Origin of the sequence: Peptococcus niger (genome assembly GCF_900101835.1) — a bacterium.
In the GTDB taxonomy this organism is placed as follows: Bacteria; Bacillota; Peptococcia; order Peptococcales; family Peptococcaceae; genus Peptococcus; species Peptococcus niger.
Genome location: NZ_FNAF01000004.1, coordinates 106,721 through 124,111, shown reverse-complemented (window position 1 = coordinate 124,111; position 17,391 = coordinate 106,721). Strand labels below are relative to the sequence as shown.

19 protein-coding genes are annotated in these 17,391 nt (G+C 50.2%); 6 read left to right on the top strand and 13 right to left on the bottom strand.

The annotated features are described in order from the left end of the window. Window positions 1-333: 333 nt before the first annotated feature. The 13 genes from BLQ16_RS04655 to BLQ16_RS04595 all read right to left on the bottom strand — a co-directional run bounded on the left by BLQ16_RS04655 (window position 334) and on the right by BLQ16_RS04595 (window position 10,683). Window positions 334-780 (bottom strand): CD1247 N-terminal domain-containing protein, encoded by a 447-nt coding sequence (locus BLQ16_RS04655; RefSeq protein WP_091791585.1) that lies wholly within the window; start codon window positions 778-780, stop codon window positions 334-336. 25 nt (window positions 781-805) lie between these two features. Further along, the gene (efp, locus tag BLQ16_RS04650; RefSeq protein ID WP_091791584.1) at window positions 806-1,363 is read right to left on the bottom strand and encodes an elongation factor P; all 558 of its coding nucleotides are present in this window, start codon (window positions 1,361-1,363) and stop codon (window positions 806-808) included. Window positions 1,364-1,440: 77 nt separating this feature from the next. Then, on the bottom strand, window positions 1,441-2,520 hold the full coding sequence (locus tag BLQ16_RS04645) for a M24 family metallopeptidase (protein WP_091791583.1): 1,080 nt from the start codon (window positions 2,518-2,520) through the stop codon (window positions 1,441-1,443). Next, entirely contained in the window at window positions 2,487-3,392 is a 906-nt protein-coding gene (locus BLQ16_RS04640; RefSeq protein WP_091791582.1) for a hypothetical protein, read from the bottom strand. Before BLQ16_RS04640 ends, BLQ16_RS04645 begins: the two co-directional genes overlap by 34 nt. Beyond that, window positions 3,358-3,759 carry a hypothetical protein gene (locus tag BLQ16_RS04635; protein WP_091791581.1) on the bottom strand — a complete coding sequence of 134 codons (402 nt, stop codon included), beginning with the start codon at window positions 3,757-3,759 and terminating at the stop codon, window positions 3,358-3,360. The genes BLQ16_RS04640 and BLQ16_RS04635 overlap by 35 nt, the downstream gene beginning before the upstream one ends. Before the next feature lie 12 nt (window positions 3,760-3,771). Continuing rightward, complete coding sequence (locus BLQ16_RS04630) at window positions 3,772-4,827, bottom strand: hypothetical protein (RefSeq protein ID WP_091791580.1); 1,056 nt, start codon at window positions 4,825-4,827, stop codon at window positions 3,772-3,774. Then, a complete protein-coding gene (locus BLQ16_RS04625) occupies window positions 4,820-5,425 on the bottom strand; it encodes a PilW family protein (protein WP_091791579.1) in 606 nt (201 codons plus the stop codon). Before BLQ16_RS04625 ends, BLQ16_RS04630 begins: the two co-directional genes overlap by 8 nt. After that, complete coding sequence (locus tag BLQ16_RS04620) at window positions 5,422-5,739, bottom strand: type II secretion system protein (RefSeq protein ID WP_091791578.1); 318 nt, start codon at window positions 5,737-5,739, stop codon at window positions 5,422-5,424. The genes BLQ16_RS04625 and BLQ16_RS04620 overlap by 4 nt, the downstream gene beginning before the upstream one ends. Window positions 5,740-5,743: 4 nt before the next feature. Next, entirely contained in the window at window positions 5,744-6,193 is a 450-nt protein-coding gene (locus BLQ16_RS04615) for a type II secretion system protein (RefSeq protein WP_144019660.1), read from the bottom strand. Continuing rightward, a complete protein-coding gene (locus tag BLQ16_RS04610; RefSeq protein ID WP_091791576.1) occupies window positions 6,147-6,506 on the bottom strand; it encodes a type II secretion system protein in 360 nt (119 codons plus the stop codon). The genes BLQ16_RS04615 and BLQ16_RS04610 overlap by 47 nt, the downstream gene beginning before the upstream one ends. Window positions 6,507-6,514: 8 nt before the next feature. Continuing rightward, a complete protein-coding gene (locus BLQ16_RS04605) occupies window positions 6,515-7,726 on the bottom strand; it encodes a type II secretion system F family protein (RefSeq protein WP_091791575.1) in 1,212 nt (403 codons plus the stop codon). Beyond that, window positions 7,707-9,230: a GspE/PulE family protein gene (locus BLQ16_RS04600; RefSeq protein WP_091791574.1), complete on the bottom strand. Its 1,524-nt coding sequence runs from the start codon at window positions 9,228-9,230 to the stop codon at window positions 7,707-7,709. The genes BLQ16_RS04605 and BLQ16_RS04600 overlap by 20 nt, the downstream gene beginning before the upstream one ends. 142 nt (window positions 9,231-9,372) lie before the next feature. Then, entirely contained in the window at window positions 9,373-10,683 is a 1,311-nt protein-coding gene (locus BLQ16_RS04595; protein WP_091791573.1) for a CBS domain-containing protein, read from the bottom strand. A gap of 182 nt (window positions 10,684-10,865) precedes the next feature. Here BLQ16_RS04595 and trpS point away from each other — a divergent pair, with 182 nt between their 5' ends. The 6 genes from trpS to BLQ16_RS04565 all read left to right on the top strand — a co-directional run bounded on the left by trpS (window position 10,866) and on the right by BLQ16_RS04565 (window position 17,365). After that, complete coding sequence (gene trpS / locus BLQ16_RS04590; RefSeq protein WP_091791572.1) at window positions 10,866-11,885, top strand: tryptophan--tRNA ligase; 1,020 nt, start codon at window positions 10,866-10,868, stop codon at window positions 11,883-11,885. Then, window positions 11,875-12,498: a dTMP kinase gene (gene tmk / locus BLQ16_RS04585; protein WP_091791571.1), complete on the top strand. Its 624-nt coding sequence runs from the start codon at window positions 11,875-11,877 to the stop codon at window positions 12,496-12,498. Before trpS ends, tmk begins: the two co-directional genes overlap by 11 nt. 43 nt (window positions 12,499-12,541) lie before the next feature. Beyond that, the gene (locus BLQ16_RS04580) at window positions 12,542-13,222 is read left to right on the top strand and encodes a response regulator transcription factor (protein ID WP_091791570.1); all 681 of its coding nucleotides are present in this window, start codon (window positions 12,542-12,544) and stop codon (window positions 13,220-13,222) included. Next, window positions 13,212-14,057, top strand: a complete 846-nt coding sequence (locus tag BLQ16_RS04575) for a sensor histidine kinase (RefSeq protein WP_091791569.1) — start codon at window positions 13,212-13,214, stop codon at window positions 14,055-14,057. Before BLQ16_RS04580 ends, BLQ16_RS04575 begins: the two co-directional genes overlap by 11 nt. A 79-nt stretch (window positions 14,058-14,136) precedes the next feature. After that, on the top strand, window positions 14,137-14,814 hold the full coding sequence (locus tag BLQ16_RS04570; protein WP_091791568.1) for an ABC transporter ATP-binding protein: 678 nt from the start codon (window positions 14,137-14,139) through the stop codon (window positions 14,812-14,814). Beyond that, window positions 14,807-17,365: an ABC transporter permease gene (locus BLQ16_RS04565; protein ID WP_159427984.1), complete on the top strand. Its 2,559-nt coding sequence runs from the start codon at window positions 14,807-14,809 to the stop codon at window positions 17,363-17,365. Before BLQ16_RS04570 ends, BLQ16_RS04565 begins: the two co-directional genes overlap by 8 nt. Window positions 17,366-17,391 lie beyond the last annotated feature (26 nt).

Below are 17,391 nucleotides of genomic sequence, written 5' to 3'. Positions count from 1 at the left end.
GCAAAAAGAATAAAATCAGACAACTTGTTTTTTTCTGACCCTTAAAACAGCAAAAAAAATATCTTAAAAAAAACTAATTTCAGTTTTTTTAAGAGATGTCAAGATACTTTTCGCTCTTTATGTGTCCATTATATCACACTTGTTGATGTTTGTCATAAAATATCACCGTATTTTAAATACCGCTTCCCATGATTTCATTTCAACACCCATTTTGTTGCAATTTTTTCTTACAACCCATATCTTAAAGAATATTTCACTTGTGCATTATTGTGCAATCACAGGCAAATAAAAAAGCTCGGCAAATGCCGAGCGAATAAGTCTAGCAATAAAACTTTACAGATCTTCTTCTGCTTCTGTTACTTCGATGTCATCATCGTCACCGATGCTGGCCACCACATCACCACAGTTCGGGCAAATGATATCGATGGAGTCGCCTTCTTCCGCATCGTCAAAATAGGCGATGGTTTCCCCGCAACCGGGGCATTCAGTTTCCATATAATTGCCCAGAGTATTGAAATCATAGTCTTCAAAATCATCGTCATCAAATTCATCGTCATCTAAATCGAAAACGACGTCTTCAACATCAGACAGGTCTTCATCCAGTGCATCAAGGTATTCTTCAAGTTCATCCTTTTCATCTTGAAGGTAATCCACGACCAGCGCCATTTCTTCCAGTAAGCTCATAAGTTCATTATAAAATTTACCGGTTTTGTCCTTTTCCTGAAGCCCTAATCCTTCTGCGAGACCTTTCAAATAAGCGACGCGTTCTGAAATAGCCATTTCAATCTCCTTTCAACCAACGCCTTTAGGCGCGTTCCAGATAATCACCGGTGCGTGTATCAATGCGCAATACATCACCGGTATTGACGAAGAAGGGCACTTGAACGGTAACGCCAGTTTCGAGCGTTGCCGGTTTTGTCCCGCCGGAGGCGGTGTCCCCTTTAATGCCCGGTTCGGTTTCAGTTACTTCCAATTCAACGGTCGTGGGCAATTCCACACCGAGAATTTCACCTTCATAAGAAGTCACTTGGCAATCCATATTTTCTTTCAAATATTTTTCGCCGCCGTCCAATGCCTTTTCCTGCAGGCTGATTTGATCAAATGTCTCATTATCCATGAAGACATAGCTGTCACCATCAAAGTAAAGATACTGCATCTGACGACGCTCTAAGGTTGCTTTCGGCACTTTTTCACCACCGCGGAAGGTCATTTCTGTGGTGGAGCCGGTTTTTAAGTTTTTGACTTTTGTGCGCACAAATGCAGCCCCTTTACCGGGCTTGACGTGCTGAAATTCAATTACTTGGCACGGATCGCCATTCAGTTCAATGGTGACACCGGGTCTAAAATCATTGGATGAGATCATTCGTTATTTTCCTCCTAACAGTCTTGGTCAATCAGATATATTATACCGTGCAGCGTCTTATATTGCCACCTTTTTATTTATAGGATCAGCAGCTCTTTCGGAGAGTGGGTTAAATTAAGACAACCGTCATCGGTTAAGGCAATCACATCTTCAATGCGTACGCCGCCTTGACCCGGTAAGTACAAGCCCGGTTCAACGGTAATCACGGTACCGGCAGGCAAAGCCGATTGCTGGGCAGGTGAAAACACCGGTTTTTCATGAATTTCCAAACCGACAGAATGCCCCAGTCCATGACCAAAATAGGCTCCCATACCGGCATCCGAGAAAAGGTCCACAGCTATTTGATGGACCTCTGCTCCGATAACGCCCGCCCGCGCTGCATCCAGACAAACCTTCTGCGCTTTCAACACCAAGGCATAGAGGTCTTGCAGCCCAGCCGAGGGCTGGCCGATGGCAACAGTCCGGGTCATATCTGAACAATAGCCGTTAAATTTACAACCGAAATCCATGACCACGAGGTCACCTTCAGCCATTTTTTTACCGCTCGCCAAACCGTGGGGCAAGGCGCCGCGTGCACCGCTGGCAACAATGGTATCAAAACTCGTGCTCTGGGCACCGCGCCGGCGCATCTCCGTTTCCAGGATAAGCGCCACTTCAACTTCTGTCATCCCTGCCCGCATGCGCTCACAAGCCACCTGGAAGGCGGCATCGCCAATGGCTTCCGCTTGAGCAAGCAAGGCGATTTCATCTGCGTCTTTCACGCCACGCTGAGCATCAACGATATCCGACAGGTCAACCAGCCGATCTGCACCGAATTGGGCGGCCAAGGCCACATAGGTCGGATAATCAGCCAACCGGCCATCGAAACCGATTGGGCCGTCATCCACATCCTGCAGAAGCTTAGCCAATTCGGCAATGGCGGTCAATCCGCCAACTTTTTTATGTAGAATATCCGGGGCTTCTTCTTGAGCCTGCTGGGTGTACCGGCTGTCTGTGAGCAAGACAGTCCGGCTTGGCGTTATCAGCAAATATCCGAAACTGCCGCTAAAGCCGCTAAAATAGCGGCGGTTTTCATAACTCGTTATAATCATCGCTGCTGCCCGGCCTGCTTGCGCCATTTTGGCTAAGAAGCGCGCCCGGCGTCCTTGATGGTCCATTTTTTCTCCTTTATTGCTAAACCCAAATCATAATAATGAAGCGCCGCAGGCGCATCCCATTGACGGATATCGGCCTCAATCAAGGCTGCTTCATCCGCATCCGGGGCTTTTACGGCGGCAAGATCTTCGGGCGATTTCAGCCAAAGGGCCTTAGCGGTCAAATGGCCAGCGCCCGCCAGGGAAAAGCGGCCCTGGACGAAAACCTCTTCCGCCTCTATCGGCGCTTTAACCAGCAAATCACCATCAACGATGAGCTTTCCCCTAACATGCAAGGGCGATTCAACTTGCAAGGGCCCAATGACATGTAACTCTATCGGTTCGCACTTGGTCCCTAAATCCTTGCCGGGGCTCTTGGCAATGTCCGCCGGCGGCACCAGGACCAAGGGCGCATCGGCATTGATGGTCAGCCAAACGTCAAAAGCGCCATCTCGCCGATTAAAATCATAAACCATAACCGGTGTTTCGTCCAGCGCCTCTGCTGTTTTTATAACAAAATAGCTGCGCGTTTGGGTGCGTGGCGCAGATGGGAGATGTCTTGCAACAGCCTGCAAGCTGACGCGGTACTGATCATCCCGCTTTAAGTATGCGGCAACATGATTATCTGCTGATAGGGCCTCATCAAATAAAGTCACCGTCTTTCCCACAGCCGGCAAGGTGTCCGGCAAGGCTGCTTGTGCAGCACGAGCAGCCCCGGTCAAAAGCTCTTCCGTTGCGAAGCGGGCCTCTTCAGCGCCTTCCATATCGGCCTGCCAATGCATGAGGCCAAGCAAGGTCATGAGCATCAGCATCACCAAGGCCATGACAAAAAGGACAATCAGTAAGGCGCCGGCACGTTTTTCACCAGAGAAATTCCACCGACAAGGTCGAATCATCGCCTGCCTCCTCCAAGGTCATATGAGTAATGGTGCCGACTTGCGCCTTCTTTTCAAAATAGCGGTAAAAGGCCAATAAGTTGGCCGTTTTTCCTTTGAATTGAACAAGATGATGCCCGGTTTGCGCGTTAAATGTAAGGTCCGGCGCGCTGATGGTAAATTGACCTTGCGCTTTCTGCCAGTTGCCAATCAATTCAGAGGCCTGCCACCGCGCTTGGCTAACGGGCGCCACTTGTGTCAATTGCTTTTGCCGATTGAGTTCATCTTGTAAATCGTGAACCTGGGCCAGACCGGAATAAACCTGGACCGTAAAAAATAAAATAAGTGCTGCCAATAAAGCAATAACATACGGTTTACGTAACCCCATAGCACCCTCCCTTTAATGAAATTGCAGGCTTATCTGAAAGAGCCATTGTTGATCTTTCGGCGTCATATCAAGCAAGCGCACTTGCGTGACGGTGCCTTCATCCTCAATGGCCGCGCAAAATTTTTTCAGTTGCTCCTGGTCCGAACACCGTCCACTAAGGGTTAATTGACTGCCTTGACCCACCCATTTTTCCAAATGAATGGTTGACCCTGCCTTTTCATGAATGGTGGTTAAGACCGCCCCATACGGCACAATGGCTTTATCCGCAGTAGACGAGTAGTCGGCCACTCTCGATTGGGCCGTTTCCAACTGAGCAGTCAAGCGATTCGCCTGAAAATGAAGAAGGCCGGAGGCGGTGATCCCCAAGACAACTACAAGGGCAATCGCCTGCCACAAGCGCTTTTGACCAGCTTGCCCCATTCGCTCACTTTGGCCGGGCAAGTCCGGCAAGGTCGCTGTCTCAGCCGCTTTCGTTAAGCGCAAGTGATCGGTGCAGGCCAGGCCGAAGGCCTGAAGCGTTTCTTTTGCCTGCTGAATCTCAGCAAGGTCCCCCATTTTTAAGGCAATGGCGCAAGAGCCGTCCATACAAGCCCACCAGCCCGACCCATCCGACTGTTCATAGTAACCGCTGCCGTCTTCAAAGCCAAGGCTCTGCCACACCATTTCAGGCAAGTAGGTACAACGACCGACCATCACCTGCTCTCGCCGGGTAAGGGGCGTGCTCATCAAACAAAGGCTGTATAAAATAAGATGAGCTTGTTCGCCGACTTGACGGTAATAGAAAAATGGCCTTTGGCCACTTCCCAGGCTTTGCGCGCGTGACCGTAAAATGCGGTGGCGGTCATGCTCCTCCGTCTTGGCCGGAAGGGTGAGCAAAAACCACCGGCAATGTTTAGCCGGTACCATCACGATAGGCCGGAACCGGTTGCGGTTCAAAAAATAATCTGTCCCCTTGCCCGGCAAAACAAGCCCGGTTTGCTGCGACTCTTGTTCACCTGTTTCACTGTATGTGACCGTCTGCCATTGACCACTTTCCTGGAAAAATACCAGCCTTTTACTGTCATTCATTGGCTTCCCGCCCTTCCAAAGATATTTCCCGGGTCAACATCAATCGTTGGCCGACAGAAGTTTGACCGGTTAAGGTGACCGATAATGCCGCCACCTCTAATGCTTGTCGGGTTTCCTGACCGTTTGCATCTAAATAGCGAATGGCAAGTCCCTCCTTGACCATCCCCGCATTGAGCGGCTGGCGGTCGTTGCCGCCTAAAACGTTCAAGTGCAACCGCCGGTAGAGGACGTAGGGCCCGGCTGACCGGTCTTCTGCGGTTTGTTTGCTATTCCAATTTAACCCGTATTCAATAAACTGCCACTGACTTTCACCAAAGTTAAACCCTTTAGGCACGGCAATCCGGCGCTTTAAATACAGCCTATCTGACCTCAAGGGATCATCATGTCTCATTGTACAAACGCCTTCTGATTCACGAATATCCTCTTCCATCCGGTTCATGCCATAGACCAGTTGATCCCTAAGGCGCACCTCGTCTGCCAAGCGATGGCTCGTCTGCATAAATTGGAAGCAGAATTGGGTGGCCATGAGAACAACAAGGGCGCCGACGAAAAGCGCCACCAAGGCTTCAACTAAACTAAAGGCCTTCTGTCCCTTCATGATGATGCCTTTCTCAGCGTCATATATTGAACTTGTTCATGCTCCCTCTTGATGGTTACGGTGACCACATCCACCCCTTGAACGGCAGAAAAAGGATGACAATCGGTCTGCCAGCGGCCGCCGTCCGGCAGGGTGCCTGTACCGGCGGTGCCGGCCAACAAACCGTCTACGGACGCACGCAGCTCGGCGCGTTCATCAATTTTTTTACCCCATTGCGCCATATTGCCGACCGCCGGTAAAAGGCTCAGCAAAAGGATTGCCATAATAAAGAGGGCCACCAGAACTTCCAAAAGCGTATTTCCAGGTTTACGCATCCCATCACCCCTCAGGCTTTATTTGCCGATAGTAAATACGGCCGACCGAATCCACAATGATATAGCGTTGTGTATTCCCGGCGGTTAAGGTAAATGTTGCCGGAAAGGTCCGGCTGCTCAACCGATCTATCTGCTGGAAGGTTAGCACAGTCGATTGACTGATCCGGCTTTTGAGGGGCACCCTCTTTTGATAAGGGCGGGGACCGTCGTAGTTAATGGTGTAGCCTTGCCCATTCGCCCGTATCACTGCTGTACCGCCTTCACGCATCACCTGCAGCTGAGCTGATCTCAGATTACTCAAAAGCACCATGGCTTCTTGCTCGGTCGTTTTTTCTTGAATGCTGTGATACATGACCGGCATCACCGCTACAGCCACCAGGGCAAAGATCAGACACACCAAGAGCGCTTCAAGCAGGGTAAACCCTCGCAATTGATATTTCTTTCTGTACCTCATGATCCGACTCCCTGACAAGTTCTACCACGGCATCTCGTCCCTGCACATGACATTGATAAGAAAGCCCTTTCAGAGGTGGCTTTAACGCTTGTTTCAAGTAGCCTTTTTCTACCAATGTGCGCTGCCCATCCGGTCGAACACCGTCCAGGGCTGCAGTTTCCATGGCACCTGCTATAATCCGCATGTCCGCTTCAAAGCGCCCATCACGTTCTTGATCGACCAGAGGCATGACGCGGACCGCCAATATCGCAATAAAGCAGCCCATAATGGCCAGGACCACCAGCATTTCAGGCAAACTGATGCCTCGTTTCATACGCCCTCCTACTGTAAAAATTGATCGTAAGTTCCCAGTAAAGGTAAGAAGAACATCAAGGCAACAGCTAAAACCATGGCCCCCAAGAACACCACCGCCACCGGTTCAATGATGCGCAAAAGAAACCGCTGTTCCATCTCGGCCCGTTCGCGATAATAACCGGCGGTATCCAGTAAGGCCTGCGGCAAGTTGCCGGCCTGCTCACCGGCAAATAAAAGCGTTGCCGCCAATTCCGGCACAAAATCCAAATTTTCCATGGCACGACTTAGCGGCATCCCCCTATGCAAGGCCAGGGTTAGAGCGTCCAAATCCTCTCCCACTGAAGCCATAAACTGTCGCTTTTGTAAAAAAACAAGGGCCCGTTCCAAGCCAATACCGGCACTCAATAGCCGTCCCAGGCTCCCGGCAAAAGCCACATACAAGTGCCGATAAAGCAGACGCCTGACCGGTGGTAACCGCCGCGCCAGCTGCCATAGCCGGTGTCTGGCCGGTGGATAAAGGCTGACCCAAATTCCCAAAGCAATGAATAGCGCCGGCCCCAAGGGAACCAAAATAAAAGATAGGCCCGGAATAGCAAAAAGCTTACTGAGTGCTGCCAAGGGCTGCATCATAACCGGCAAGCGAACGCCCAGCTGGGCATATGTCTGCATGAGGGTCGGTAAAATAACAAAAAGCAATAAATTAAAAAACAGCAGTAAGAGACACAACACCAGGAAGGGATAAAAAACCTGCTGGGCAACCGACTGTTTCAGATGCCGGCGTTCTGCCAATTCATCGGCAGCCGTTTGCGCCGCACTGCTTAAGTCGCCCATCATATCCCCGATTTCAAACCAATCGCCAATTTCAGCCGGCAGCCCCAGTGCCGAATCACGCCAAGCCGCTTGCAGCGGTTTGCCTTTCGACAGCCCCTTTTGCAGGTCTTCGCAAATCATACGAATATACCGTTTCGGTGCATCCTCTTGTAAATAGGTCAAGGTCCGCGAAATAGATATGCCACTTTGTAGCATAAAGGCCAATTGACGCAGGAAAAAAATCAGGGCTTCTTCATCGGCAAAGCATTTTTTCCGAACCCGATCCAACAGGGTCAACTCCCGGTGCGAGAGCAAATAATAGCCTTCCCCTTGGAGTGCGGCGGCCAATTCTGCAATCGAAGCAGCTGATTTTTCACCATCGATTCGTTGACCGTTCAGAGTCATGGCTTCATATTTGAAGGTTTTCATGAAGCACCTCCGGCCCGAAAACCCTGGCCAATCCTTGAGGGCTCAGCTGCCCTTGAGCAACTTTTTTCAGCCCATCTTCTTCCATGCTGCAAAAGCCCTTCGTCAAAGAAGCCCTTCTCAATCGGGCACCATCAGCGCCTGACCGCATGAGCGCCCGGTCCTCATCATCCGGCGTCCAGCACTCCTCTACAATCAGTTGACCATATTCACCGCTATCGTGGCACAGCGGACAGGGCTCCTTGCCCGCATCCGCATGAGGGCAGCGGGCTGCCACCAACCGCTGGCATTGAGCCGCCAGCAAAATAGATGCGATGAGCTCACGTGAAACCCCTAAATCAAGCAAGCGATGAAAAACCGCATGAGCCTCGTAAGCGTGAATGGTGGTCAATACCAAGTGCCCGGTCATCGCCGCTTGTACGGCAATCTGTGCCGTTTCAGCATCGCGCAATTCACCAACCAAAATCACATCCGGATCCAACCGCAAAATGCCCCGTAAAGCCCGCGGAAAATCCAAGTCCCGGTTTGGATTTACCTGGACCTGATTGACACCGGGCAGGGTAATTTCTATAGGATCCTCAATGGTATAACAAGCCTTCTCCTCATCTTTCAACTCATTTAACAAGGCGTACAGGGTCGTTGTCTTACCACTATTCGTCGGACCGCTTAAAACGATCAGGCCATGCGGCGCACGGGCCAACCGGCGCAAGTGCGCATCGTGCTCCGGCGTGTAGCCCAAGGATACCAGTGACCGATTCTGCCAAATTTCCGGCAAAAAGCGGAGCACCAGTTTTTCACCATCACGTGTGGCCAAAGACGCCACCCGCACATCCAACCTTTTCCCCCGATAAAGCAGCTTAAACTGACCATCCAACGGTAGAACATGCTCGCCAATATCCATATGCGCAGCCAGTTTAATCCGGTTAATGACCCCTTCGCCATAGCTGCCTTCCAGCCTGCACAAAGGCTTTAATAAGCCGTCTTGCCGGATGCGAATGGTCAACAGCCGCCCCGGTTCAAGATGAAGGTCTGACGCCCGTTCTGCTAAAGCGGCCGATAAAAGATGGCCAACCAGCGTTTCCACATCTCGTCCCGGCGGCAAATGGTCCAAATCCAACCAAATGTCCGCTTTTTCCGTCAGCCGGCCCTGCTGTGGCGGCGCCAGCTGCGCCCACAAGGCCGCCTGAATCAAAGCACGATCGCCCAAGGCCAAGGGCCATTCCGAAGCCGGAGCTGAGTTTAGGGAGGCACAAACCAGCCTTTTTCCCCCATCAAAGGCACACCAGACATAGCCTTGATCAAGCTGGGACTGAAAATCCTCTTGAGCCGGTAATACCGTTTCTTCGCGTAGGTCTACATACGGAATGCCGTAATAGGCCCGGAACACCTCCGGCCAATTATCCGGCAAGTGCTCCTCTGCCCAATCGGCCAAGGTGCCCGCCGCTTGCCGATAAGCTGAAAGCTGATCCGGATAAGCCTCCCCTATCCACTGATAAAAATCATCCATAAGCCCGGTCCCCTTGTATTATTTTAATTGTCTGTCTTTTTATGATAACAAGACCTGCAACCTTTGGCAACAAAAGCTCAGAAGACACATCAATAAAAAAACTGCTGTTGCCAAACAACCGGCCCAGCAGTTCCTGCATATTCTATTTATCTCTGGAGGTCAATGAAATCATCGACTGGGCTAAAACAACATTATTTTCTGATACAACGCGCACACTGCCCAAGTACTCGCCCTGTCTTTTCGGGTAGACCTCCACCATATTTTTAATGACCATGCCTTCGACAATCGGCTCGTATAACTGCACACTTTGCACTTCCGGCTGGCAAACCGCATTATACATCACACGACAACCGATGGTAGCGGTCTGAGCACAAACGGAAGACAAACTACCGATGCTCATTTCACCATATTCATCCAACATAAAATCCGTCACCGGGCCTGAAACTTCCACAAAGGGGCTGCGGCTGGACAGCTGGAAACCGCTCAGCAAAACGATATCTGTTGTATCCCCAAACTGTGGTTGTTTTTGGGTGCTCTGTAAGGCGATAATAATGTCCTGACGCGTGACCACACCGGCTAAGGTATCATCAAAAGACACCACCGGTACAATTTCTGTCCCTTCCAGTACAAAAAGCCGCGCCAAGTAACTCATCAAGTCATCCGGCTTGGCCAATAGTGGATTGGTCTCCATCGCATCACCAATCCGTGAATACGGTTCGCGATTGGCCAAAAGACGCGCCGTAACAATACCGGCTAATTTTCCATCGTGGTCTACTACCGGAAAGTGAGAATGGTGGGTCTGCTTGCTCAACTGAAAATAATCTTCAATATGATCGTCCACCGTTAAGCAAGAGGGATTTTCCGTCATAATATCAGACACCATTACGTATTCTCTGCGTTTAACCCGTTCAAAAATCGTCTGGTTGATGAGTGAAATCAATTCAAAAATATCATAAGGGCAAGAGATGACAATCTGGTCAACATCTGATACGGCTAAGATGGGTTCCCCGGTATGACTGACATTAGCCAGTAAAAGCGGAAACTTAAGCGCCAAAGCTGCCTGGACAATGGCCTCCTGCTTGGCATCTGTAATAATCATGGTCTGGGGGTGCAAGTGTTCATTGTCCAAATCATCCGCTGAAAGAGCCACCAGATATGTTTTGGGCACCTCTTCCCGATGCGCATCGCCGGAAAGAATGCTCCCTTCTAATAATAAGCTCAACTCATAATAGGTCAGTGTATCAATGGTACGCTCTTTATTTTTTTCAATCCGCAGCGTGCCGACTTTTGGAATGGACGTTACATACCCTTGATTCTCCGCTTCTTTAATGGCACGGTAAACCGTCCCCTCACTGACACCCAATTCACGTGCCAGCTGCCGAACGGAAACTTTTTCTCCCACGGGCAAGGACTCGATGTGGGCAATGACCTGCTGATGTTTCGTCTGTTGCATAAGGCCTCCCTATTATTTATAAATTTATTTTATCGCTCTTTAGTATTGTGGCAAAACTTAGAATTCTCATGTGTACTATAGCACAATCTTTTACAGCTGTCTATTATACTGAGGCGCTTATTTGACAAAGACAGGGGGCGACTTTATACTGTTTATGATTAAATTATGTGAGGAGATCAACTATGACCAGCCCAAAAAAACGGCTCCTGACCGGTGACCGACCAACCGGTCGGTTGCACATTGGCCATTATGTCGGGAGTCTGCAAAACCGCGTCCGCCTGCAGGATGAATACGACAGCTTTATTGAAATTGCCGATATCCAAGCCTTGACCACCCATTTTAAAAGACCTGAACTGATTTCGGAAAGTATTATGCAAGTGGCCATGGACAACCTGTCCGTTGGCTTGGACCCGAATAAAGTCACCATTTTTCTACAATCACAGATTCCGTCCATTGCAGAGATGACTATTTTTTACTCCATGTTGGTGACCATGAACGTCTTGCGTCAAAATCCAACGGTCAAATCTGAAGCAGCCAATTACGGCTATGACGACATGACCTATGGGTTCTTTGGTTATCCGGTCAGCCAGGCGGCAGACATTACCTTCTGCGGCGCCCATTTGGTGCCGGTTGGCGAAGACCAGGCCCCCCATATTGAACTGTGCCGTAAGTTGGTCCGGCGGTTTAATGACCTGTATGCCGCCGACGCTCCCTTCCTGATTGAGCCGAAAATGCTTGTCGGTGATTTTCCACGCCTGCCCGGCTTGGATGGGAATGCCAAAATGGGTAAAAGTCTGGGCAATGCCATCTATCTTTCGGACCCGGAAGACGAGCTCCGCAGCAAGGTGATGACCGCCGTGACCGACCCGTCCCGCATTCACAAGAATGACCCGGGCCACCCGGATATTTGTGTGGTCGCCACTTACCACAGCGTTTTTACAAAAGACCAGTATGATGATATTTGTGACCGCTGCAAGGCCGGCTCCATCGGTTGCGTCGCCTGCAAAAAAGAACTTTTTACCAGCATTAACCGCTTGCTAACCCCCTTTAGGGAAAAACGGGCTTATTATGAAAGCCATCTAGATGAAGTCCGCGATATCATCCAAGCCGGCAATGACCGCGCCAACGCTGTTGGCAATGAAACGAGCCGCTTGATGAAAGAAGCCATGCACTTGGTTCCCCATTTAGCCAATGAAAACTGATTACAAGCCGGCTTTTATCGTCTTTGAAGGCATTGACGGCAGCGGAAAATCCACACAAGTTGAGCGTCTGTCAGAGCGGTTCACCGCCGCCGGCATCCGCCACACCTGCCACCGGGAGCCGACCGATGGCCCGGTGGGCCAGTTGTTGCGCCGTGCCCTGGCAAAAGATATTCCGCTGGACGAACTCACCCTGGCCCTGCTTTTTGCAGCCGACCGCAGTGAACATGCCTTAATCATTCAAAAAGAACTGGCCGCCGGAAAAACCGTCCTTTGCGACCGTCACCTGTTAAGCTCCCTGGCCTATAATGCGCCGGCGCTCGACGGCCAATGGGTCCACGCCATCAACACACCCATTCGAGAACGTATCCGCCCAGACATCACCTTTCTTTTTGACCTGCCTGCAGAAGAGGCCTTGACCCGTATCAGCGCCCGGGGCGATGCTCCGGAGCACTACGAAAAAGGAGAGGTCTTACAGCAGGTGCGCGCACGTTATCTACACTGGTCTGAAGCACTGAAAGACCCCTTGCTCAAAATCGATGCAAGCTTACCGATTGATGAGCAAACAGACTTACTCTGTGTGCATTTAAAGGAAGTTTTCCACTATCCCCTGTGATGCCATCCCGCTCCGGCGGGATTTTTTTGTGAAGGATGATCCTATGACCCATTTACTGATTGTTGAAGACGATCACCTGCTGGCAGATGGCTTGGCCAATGCCCTAGCCCAAGACGCCGACGATATTGGTGTGGCAAGTACCTATGTTCAAGCAGTCAATCATTTACAGCGCCAACGGGTAGACCTCGTTTTATTGGACATTCAATTGCCGGATGGCTCCGGCTTTGACCTCTTACCCTTGGCTCAGCGTCAAGCAGAGCGGATTATTTGCTTAACGGCCAATGATGCCGAGTGGGATATTGTAAGGGCCTTAGAAGCCGGTGCCGATGACTACTTAACCAAGCCCTTCAGTCTGGCCGTTTTGCGGGCACGCGTCCGTACCCAATTGCGGCAAATCATGCCCTGTCGTCAATACAAGGATGCCCACCTATACTTAGATTTTAACCGCCTGGTCTTTGAAGCAGGTGGCGTAGACTTACCCCTTAGCGGGCAAGAAATACGTTTCTTGCGCCGACTGCTTGAAGAAAATGGCCAAGTGGTCAGCCGTACAGAATTCATGAACCTGCTTTGGCCAAGCGACCACCATGTCAGCAATGATAATGCCTTATCCATGCTGGCAACCCGACTGCGGCGCAAGATTGAGCCGAATAGCCAGGCGCCACACTATATTCAAACTGTCCATGGGCAAGGCTATCTGTGGGGTGGAGTGAAAAATGATGTTTAACCACAGAACTACTGAAAAGCGTCTCACGGCTCTCCTCGATGCCCTAAGAGAAGGAAAGCCCTATACCGTAGAATACGATGAAAGCCTTGCCTCTGCTCTGGAATGTCGCCTGCTTGACATTTGGCGGGCCCAGGAACTGCAAAACGCCCGCTTAACTGAAGAAAAAAATCGGTCTGCTGCACTGATTGCCGATATTGCCCACCAGTGCAAAACCCCCTTGGCCAATTTACAACTCTATAGCGAACTCTTATCTGAATCCAATTTATCACCTGATGCCCACGCCCATGTGGAAGCCTTATTGTCACAAACAGAAAAGTTGACCTTTCTTTTGGAAGCCCTGTTAAAAGGCGCACGGTTGGAGGCAGGCATTCTTCAAACAAGGCCTGAACGGGCACCGCTTGCCCCTCTTTTAAAAGGAGTCATCAAACTTATGCAGCCCGCTGCCCATGCAAAAAGTATGACCATCCAAGTCAATGCCAGCGAAGGCTATGCCGTCTATGACCTGAAGTGGACAAGCGAGGCCCTGCAAAATGTTTTAGACAACGCAATAAAATATTCACCGGCAGGCAGCTGTATCCAAATTTCCGTCGTCCCGCTGACCTTTTACACCCGCATCGATGTAATCGACCAGGGACCGGGCGTTTCAGAGAAAGACAGTGCCAAAATTTTTAAACGCTTTTATCGCTCGCCTGCTGTCCATCAACTTCCAGGCGTTGGCTTGGGCTTATATCTCACAAGAGAGATTTTGAAATCCCAAAAAGGGTATATTAGCGTGAAATCAACACAAGGTGCTTGTTTTTCACTGTATTTACCGGCAACCGAAGAATCTGTCTAAAATGACAGATTCTTTTTTCATATAGTGGCATTTGAATCGTTCCGGTTTGATATCATCATCTTAGAAAGGGGGACTACCCATGAATCGATTAAAAACGGTCAAGCTCTGTAAAACTTATGAACACGGCAAACATCCGGTACACGCCTTGGTAAACGCCAGCATTCAGATCAAAGCCGGAGAGTTTGTTGCCATCGTTGGTACATCCGGCAGCGGCAAAAGCACCTTACTGCACCTACTGGGAGGTCTAGACCGTCCCACCTCTGGCCAGGTGCTGGTAGACGATCAAGACCTTTATCAATTATCAGCAGATGAGCGGTGTATTTTCCGACGACGTAGAATTGGCTTTGTCTTTCAAAATTACAACCTTCTATCCATGCTCACCGTATACGAAAATATTCGGCTGCCACTGGATTTAGATGGCGCCACTGCTGATCCCTCTTATCTTGAAAGGCTTGATCAGCTTTTAGGCTTAACCAATTTACACGACCGACTTCCCGGTGAATTATCCGGCGGTCAAGCCCAACGGGTTGCCATCGCCCGTGCCTTGTCCGCCAAGCCGGCCATCCTTTTGGCTGACGAACCCACTGGCAACTTGGACAGCCGCACCGGTCAAGATGTCTTAGCCCTGTTGGCCTTAACCCAACACGAACTGGGTCAAACTATTTTGATGATTACCCATAATGAAGCGGCGGCCCAGTTGGCAGACCGCATTCTGCATTTGGAGGATGGTCGCCTCCAGGAGCCCGCCAATGCGTAAGGTGAATAATAAAAAAGTCCTTCGTCGGCTGGCCCGCGCCCAGATCCGCTCAGAAGGGGGTAAAAATGCCATTACCATTTTTGCCATCATGCTGACCGCCCTCATGCTCTCTGCTATTTTCACCTTACTCAGCGGAGCCAATCAAGCCATGGAGATGGACCAATTCCGCCAAGTCGGAAGCATTGCCCATGGGGAACTGAAAAATCTCAACGATTCGGAACTGGAGCAACTTCGCAAATCGACCGCTTTTAAGAAAACCGGTCTCCGAGTCATTGCCGGCTTAGCCACTAATCCGGCCTTACAAAAAATGCAAGTGGAAGTCTCCTATATGGATAAAACCGCTGCCGACTGGTCCTTCACGACACCGGATCAAGGCCAGCTACCCAGAGAACAAACGAATGAAGCGGTTATTGATGAGGATGTTCTCAAAGCCTTGGGGATTAAACCGGTCATCGGGTCGCAAATTCCCTTGGAGCTGCAAATTGGCGAAGCGGTTATTTCACAAACCGTCACCTTAAGCGGCACCTATGCCCATGAGCCGGGTGTATTTGTTCGACAGGTCCTCATCTCCCATGACCTGGTCAACCGCTTGGTCCAACAGGGGAAGCTGCCACCGGACGATTTTACTTCCACGGGGAAAAATCAACTGAGCGTTCAGTTTTCCTCTTCTCGGCAAATTGAAAAGCAGTTACAAGATGCCATCCATAATGCAGGCTATCAATATAAAGGCCCGGATAAGGCGCATTACATTGATTACGGGGTCAACTGGGGGTATACACAAAGTCGTTTAAGCCGGTTCAAGGATCCGCTTGTAGGCGGTAGCTTGCTGTTTATTTTTACGGTCATCCTGCTTTGCAGCGGCCTGGTGATTTATCATATCTTCCGTTTTTCCGTAAGCGATGACATCCATTTTTATGGACTCTTAAAAATAATCGGCACCACCCCGCGTCAATTGCGGCATGTGGTTCACTTAAAGGCCGTCTTTTTATCCCTAGCCGGAATCCCACCGGGTCTTGCTTTAGGATGGGCCTTGGGCACGATACTCTTGCCGAAAATTCTTACCTTAATCAATTTGAAGAACAGTATCATCTTGACCGCAAACCCGATTATCTTTATCGCATCAGCACTTTTTACCTTAGTGACGGTCTACACGGCCAGCATGGGTCCGGCACGGTTGGCGGCTAAAGCTGCTCCTATTGAAGCAGTTAAGTTTGCAGACTTTCAATTGTCCACCAGACGCCGCAATCGCCACCGTCCCCTGTCGCCTATTCGGCTGGGGCTGGCCCACTTACACAGCAATCGAAAACGGCTTGTACTAACGGCCATCAGCTTGGCCCTCACCCTATGGCTATTTGCCAATGCAGTGAACCTGTCTAATAGCTTTAGCGAAGAAAAATACCTGGCAAAAATACCTGCAGATTTCATCGTGGCGAACGGTGATGTATTTGTTCCTGCGCACAGCATATCGGCTGCATCCTTGGACCCCGAAGATATTAAAAGGCTCCAGCCGCTCTTGCCACAGGGAACCTGGGGTGCCGTCTACCGTCCCAGCCACTACGCTGCGGAAATGATTCCTGAACCAGACCTCCGCCGTCTTTACAAGTCAAACTTCGGCTACAGCGATGAAGATTTGGCCGCTTACCTAAAGGGCCAAAGGCCGAATGCTGATGGCATGATTGCCAATGAAGTTCAGCTTTATGGCGCAACAGACTTTATACTCCAAAAGGCTCGCCTACTGGATGGAAACCTATCCTCCTTAAGCAACCCCTCCCAACCTAGCGTTGCCGCCATCATTCGCACAGATGATTATGGTCAGCCCATCGGAAAAAGTCACCGTCTGCGAGTCGGCGATCAGGTTCAATTAAAAATTGGAGTGGATAAAACGGCGGAGCCGCAGACCTACACAGTCTGTGCCACACTAACCCTACCCTATGCTCTTACGGCCCGCTACCAGTTTTCTGAAGCCTACCTGTTGGGTGCAGAGGCATTGTTAGACAAGGACCCGGCAGCGCAAGTCCACTTACTCGCCTACGACTGTCCTAAAAAAGATCAACCACTGATGGAAGAAACCCTCAAGCGATTAACAAGTGCTTCTTCTTTGGACTACGAAAGCAAGGCCAATGCCCGGGCTGACTTCCGACGCCTCCAAAGAACATTGACCTTATTTGCCGGACTTGTCGTGACCGTTATCGCCACCATTGCTGTTGCCAACTTCATCAACACCATCCTCACCGGATTACTGGTGCGCCGGCGTGAGTTTGCCCTGTTGCGCGCCGTTGGCATGAGCCAGCATCAGCTTTACAGGATGCTTTTTGCGGAAAACATTCTGACCATCATCTTGGCCGCCATCCTAGCCTTATCGGCTTTTGCCTTGACCAATCCTCTTATTACGAAGGGCATCAATGAAACCATCTGGTTTGCCGATTGGCAAACATCCTTTATGCCCTTTCTCTTTGTTTTGCCCATTTTTCTGCTGATTGCCATCGCTCTGCCCTTAATCGGATTAAATCGCCATCAAGGCAGCCTGACAGATGAGCTCAAAAAATTTTGACTGAAAAAAGCCCATAAAAATAATCG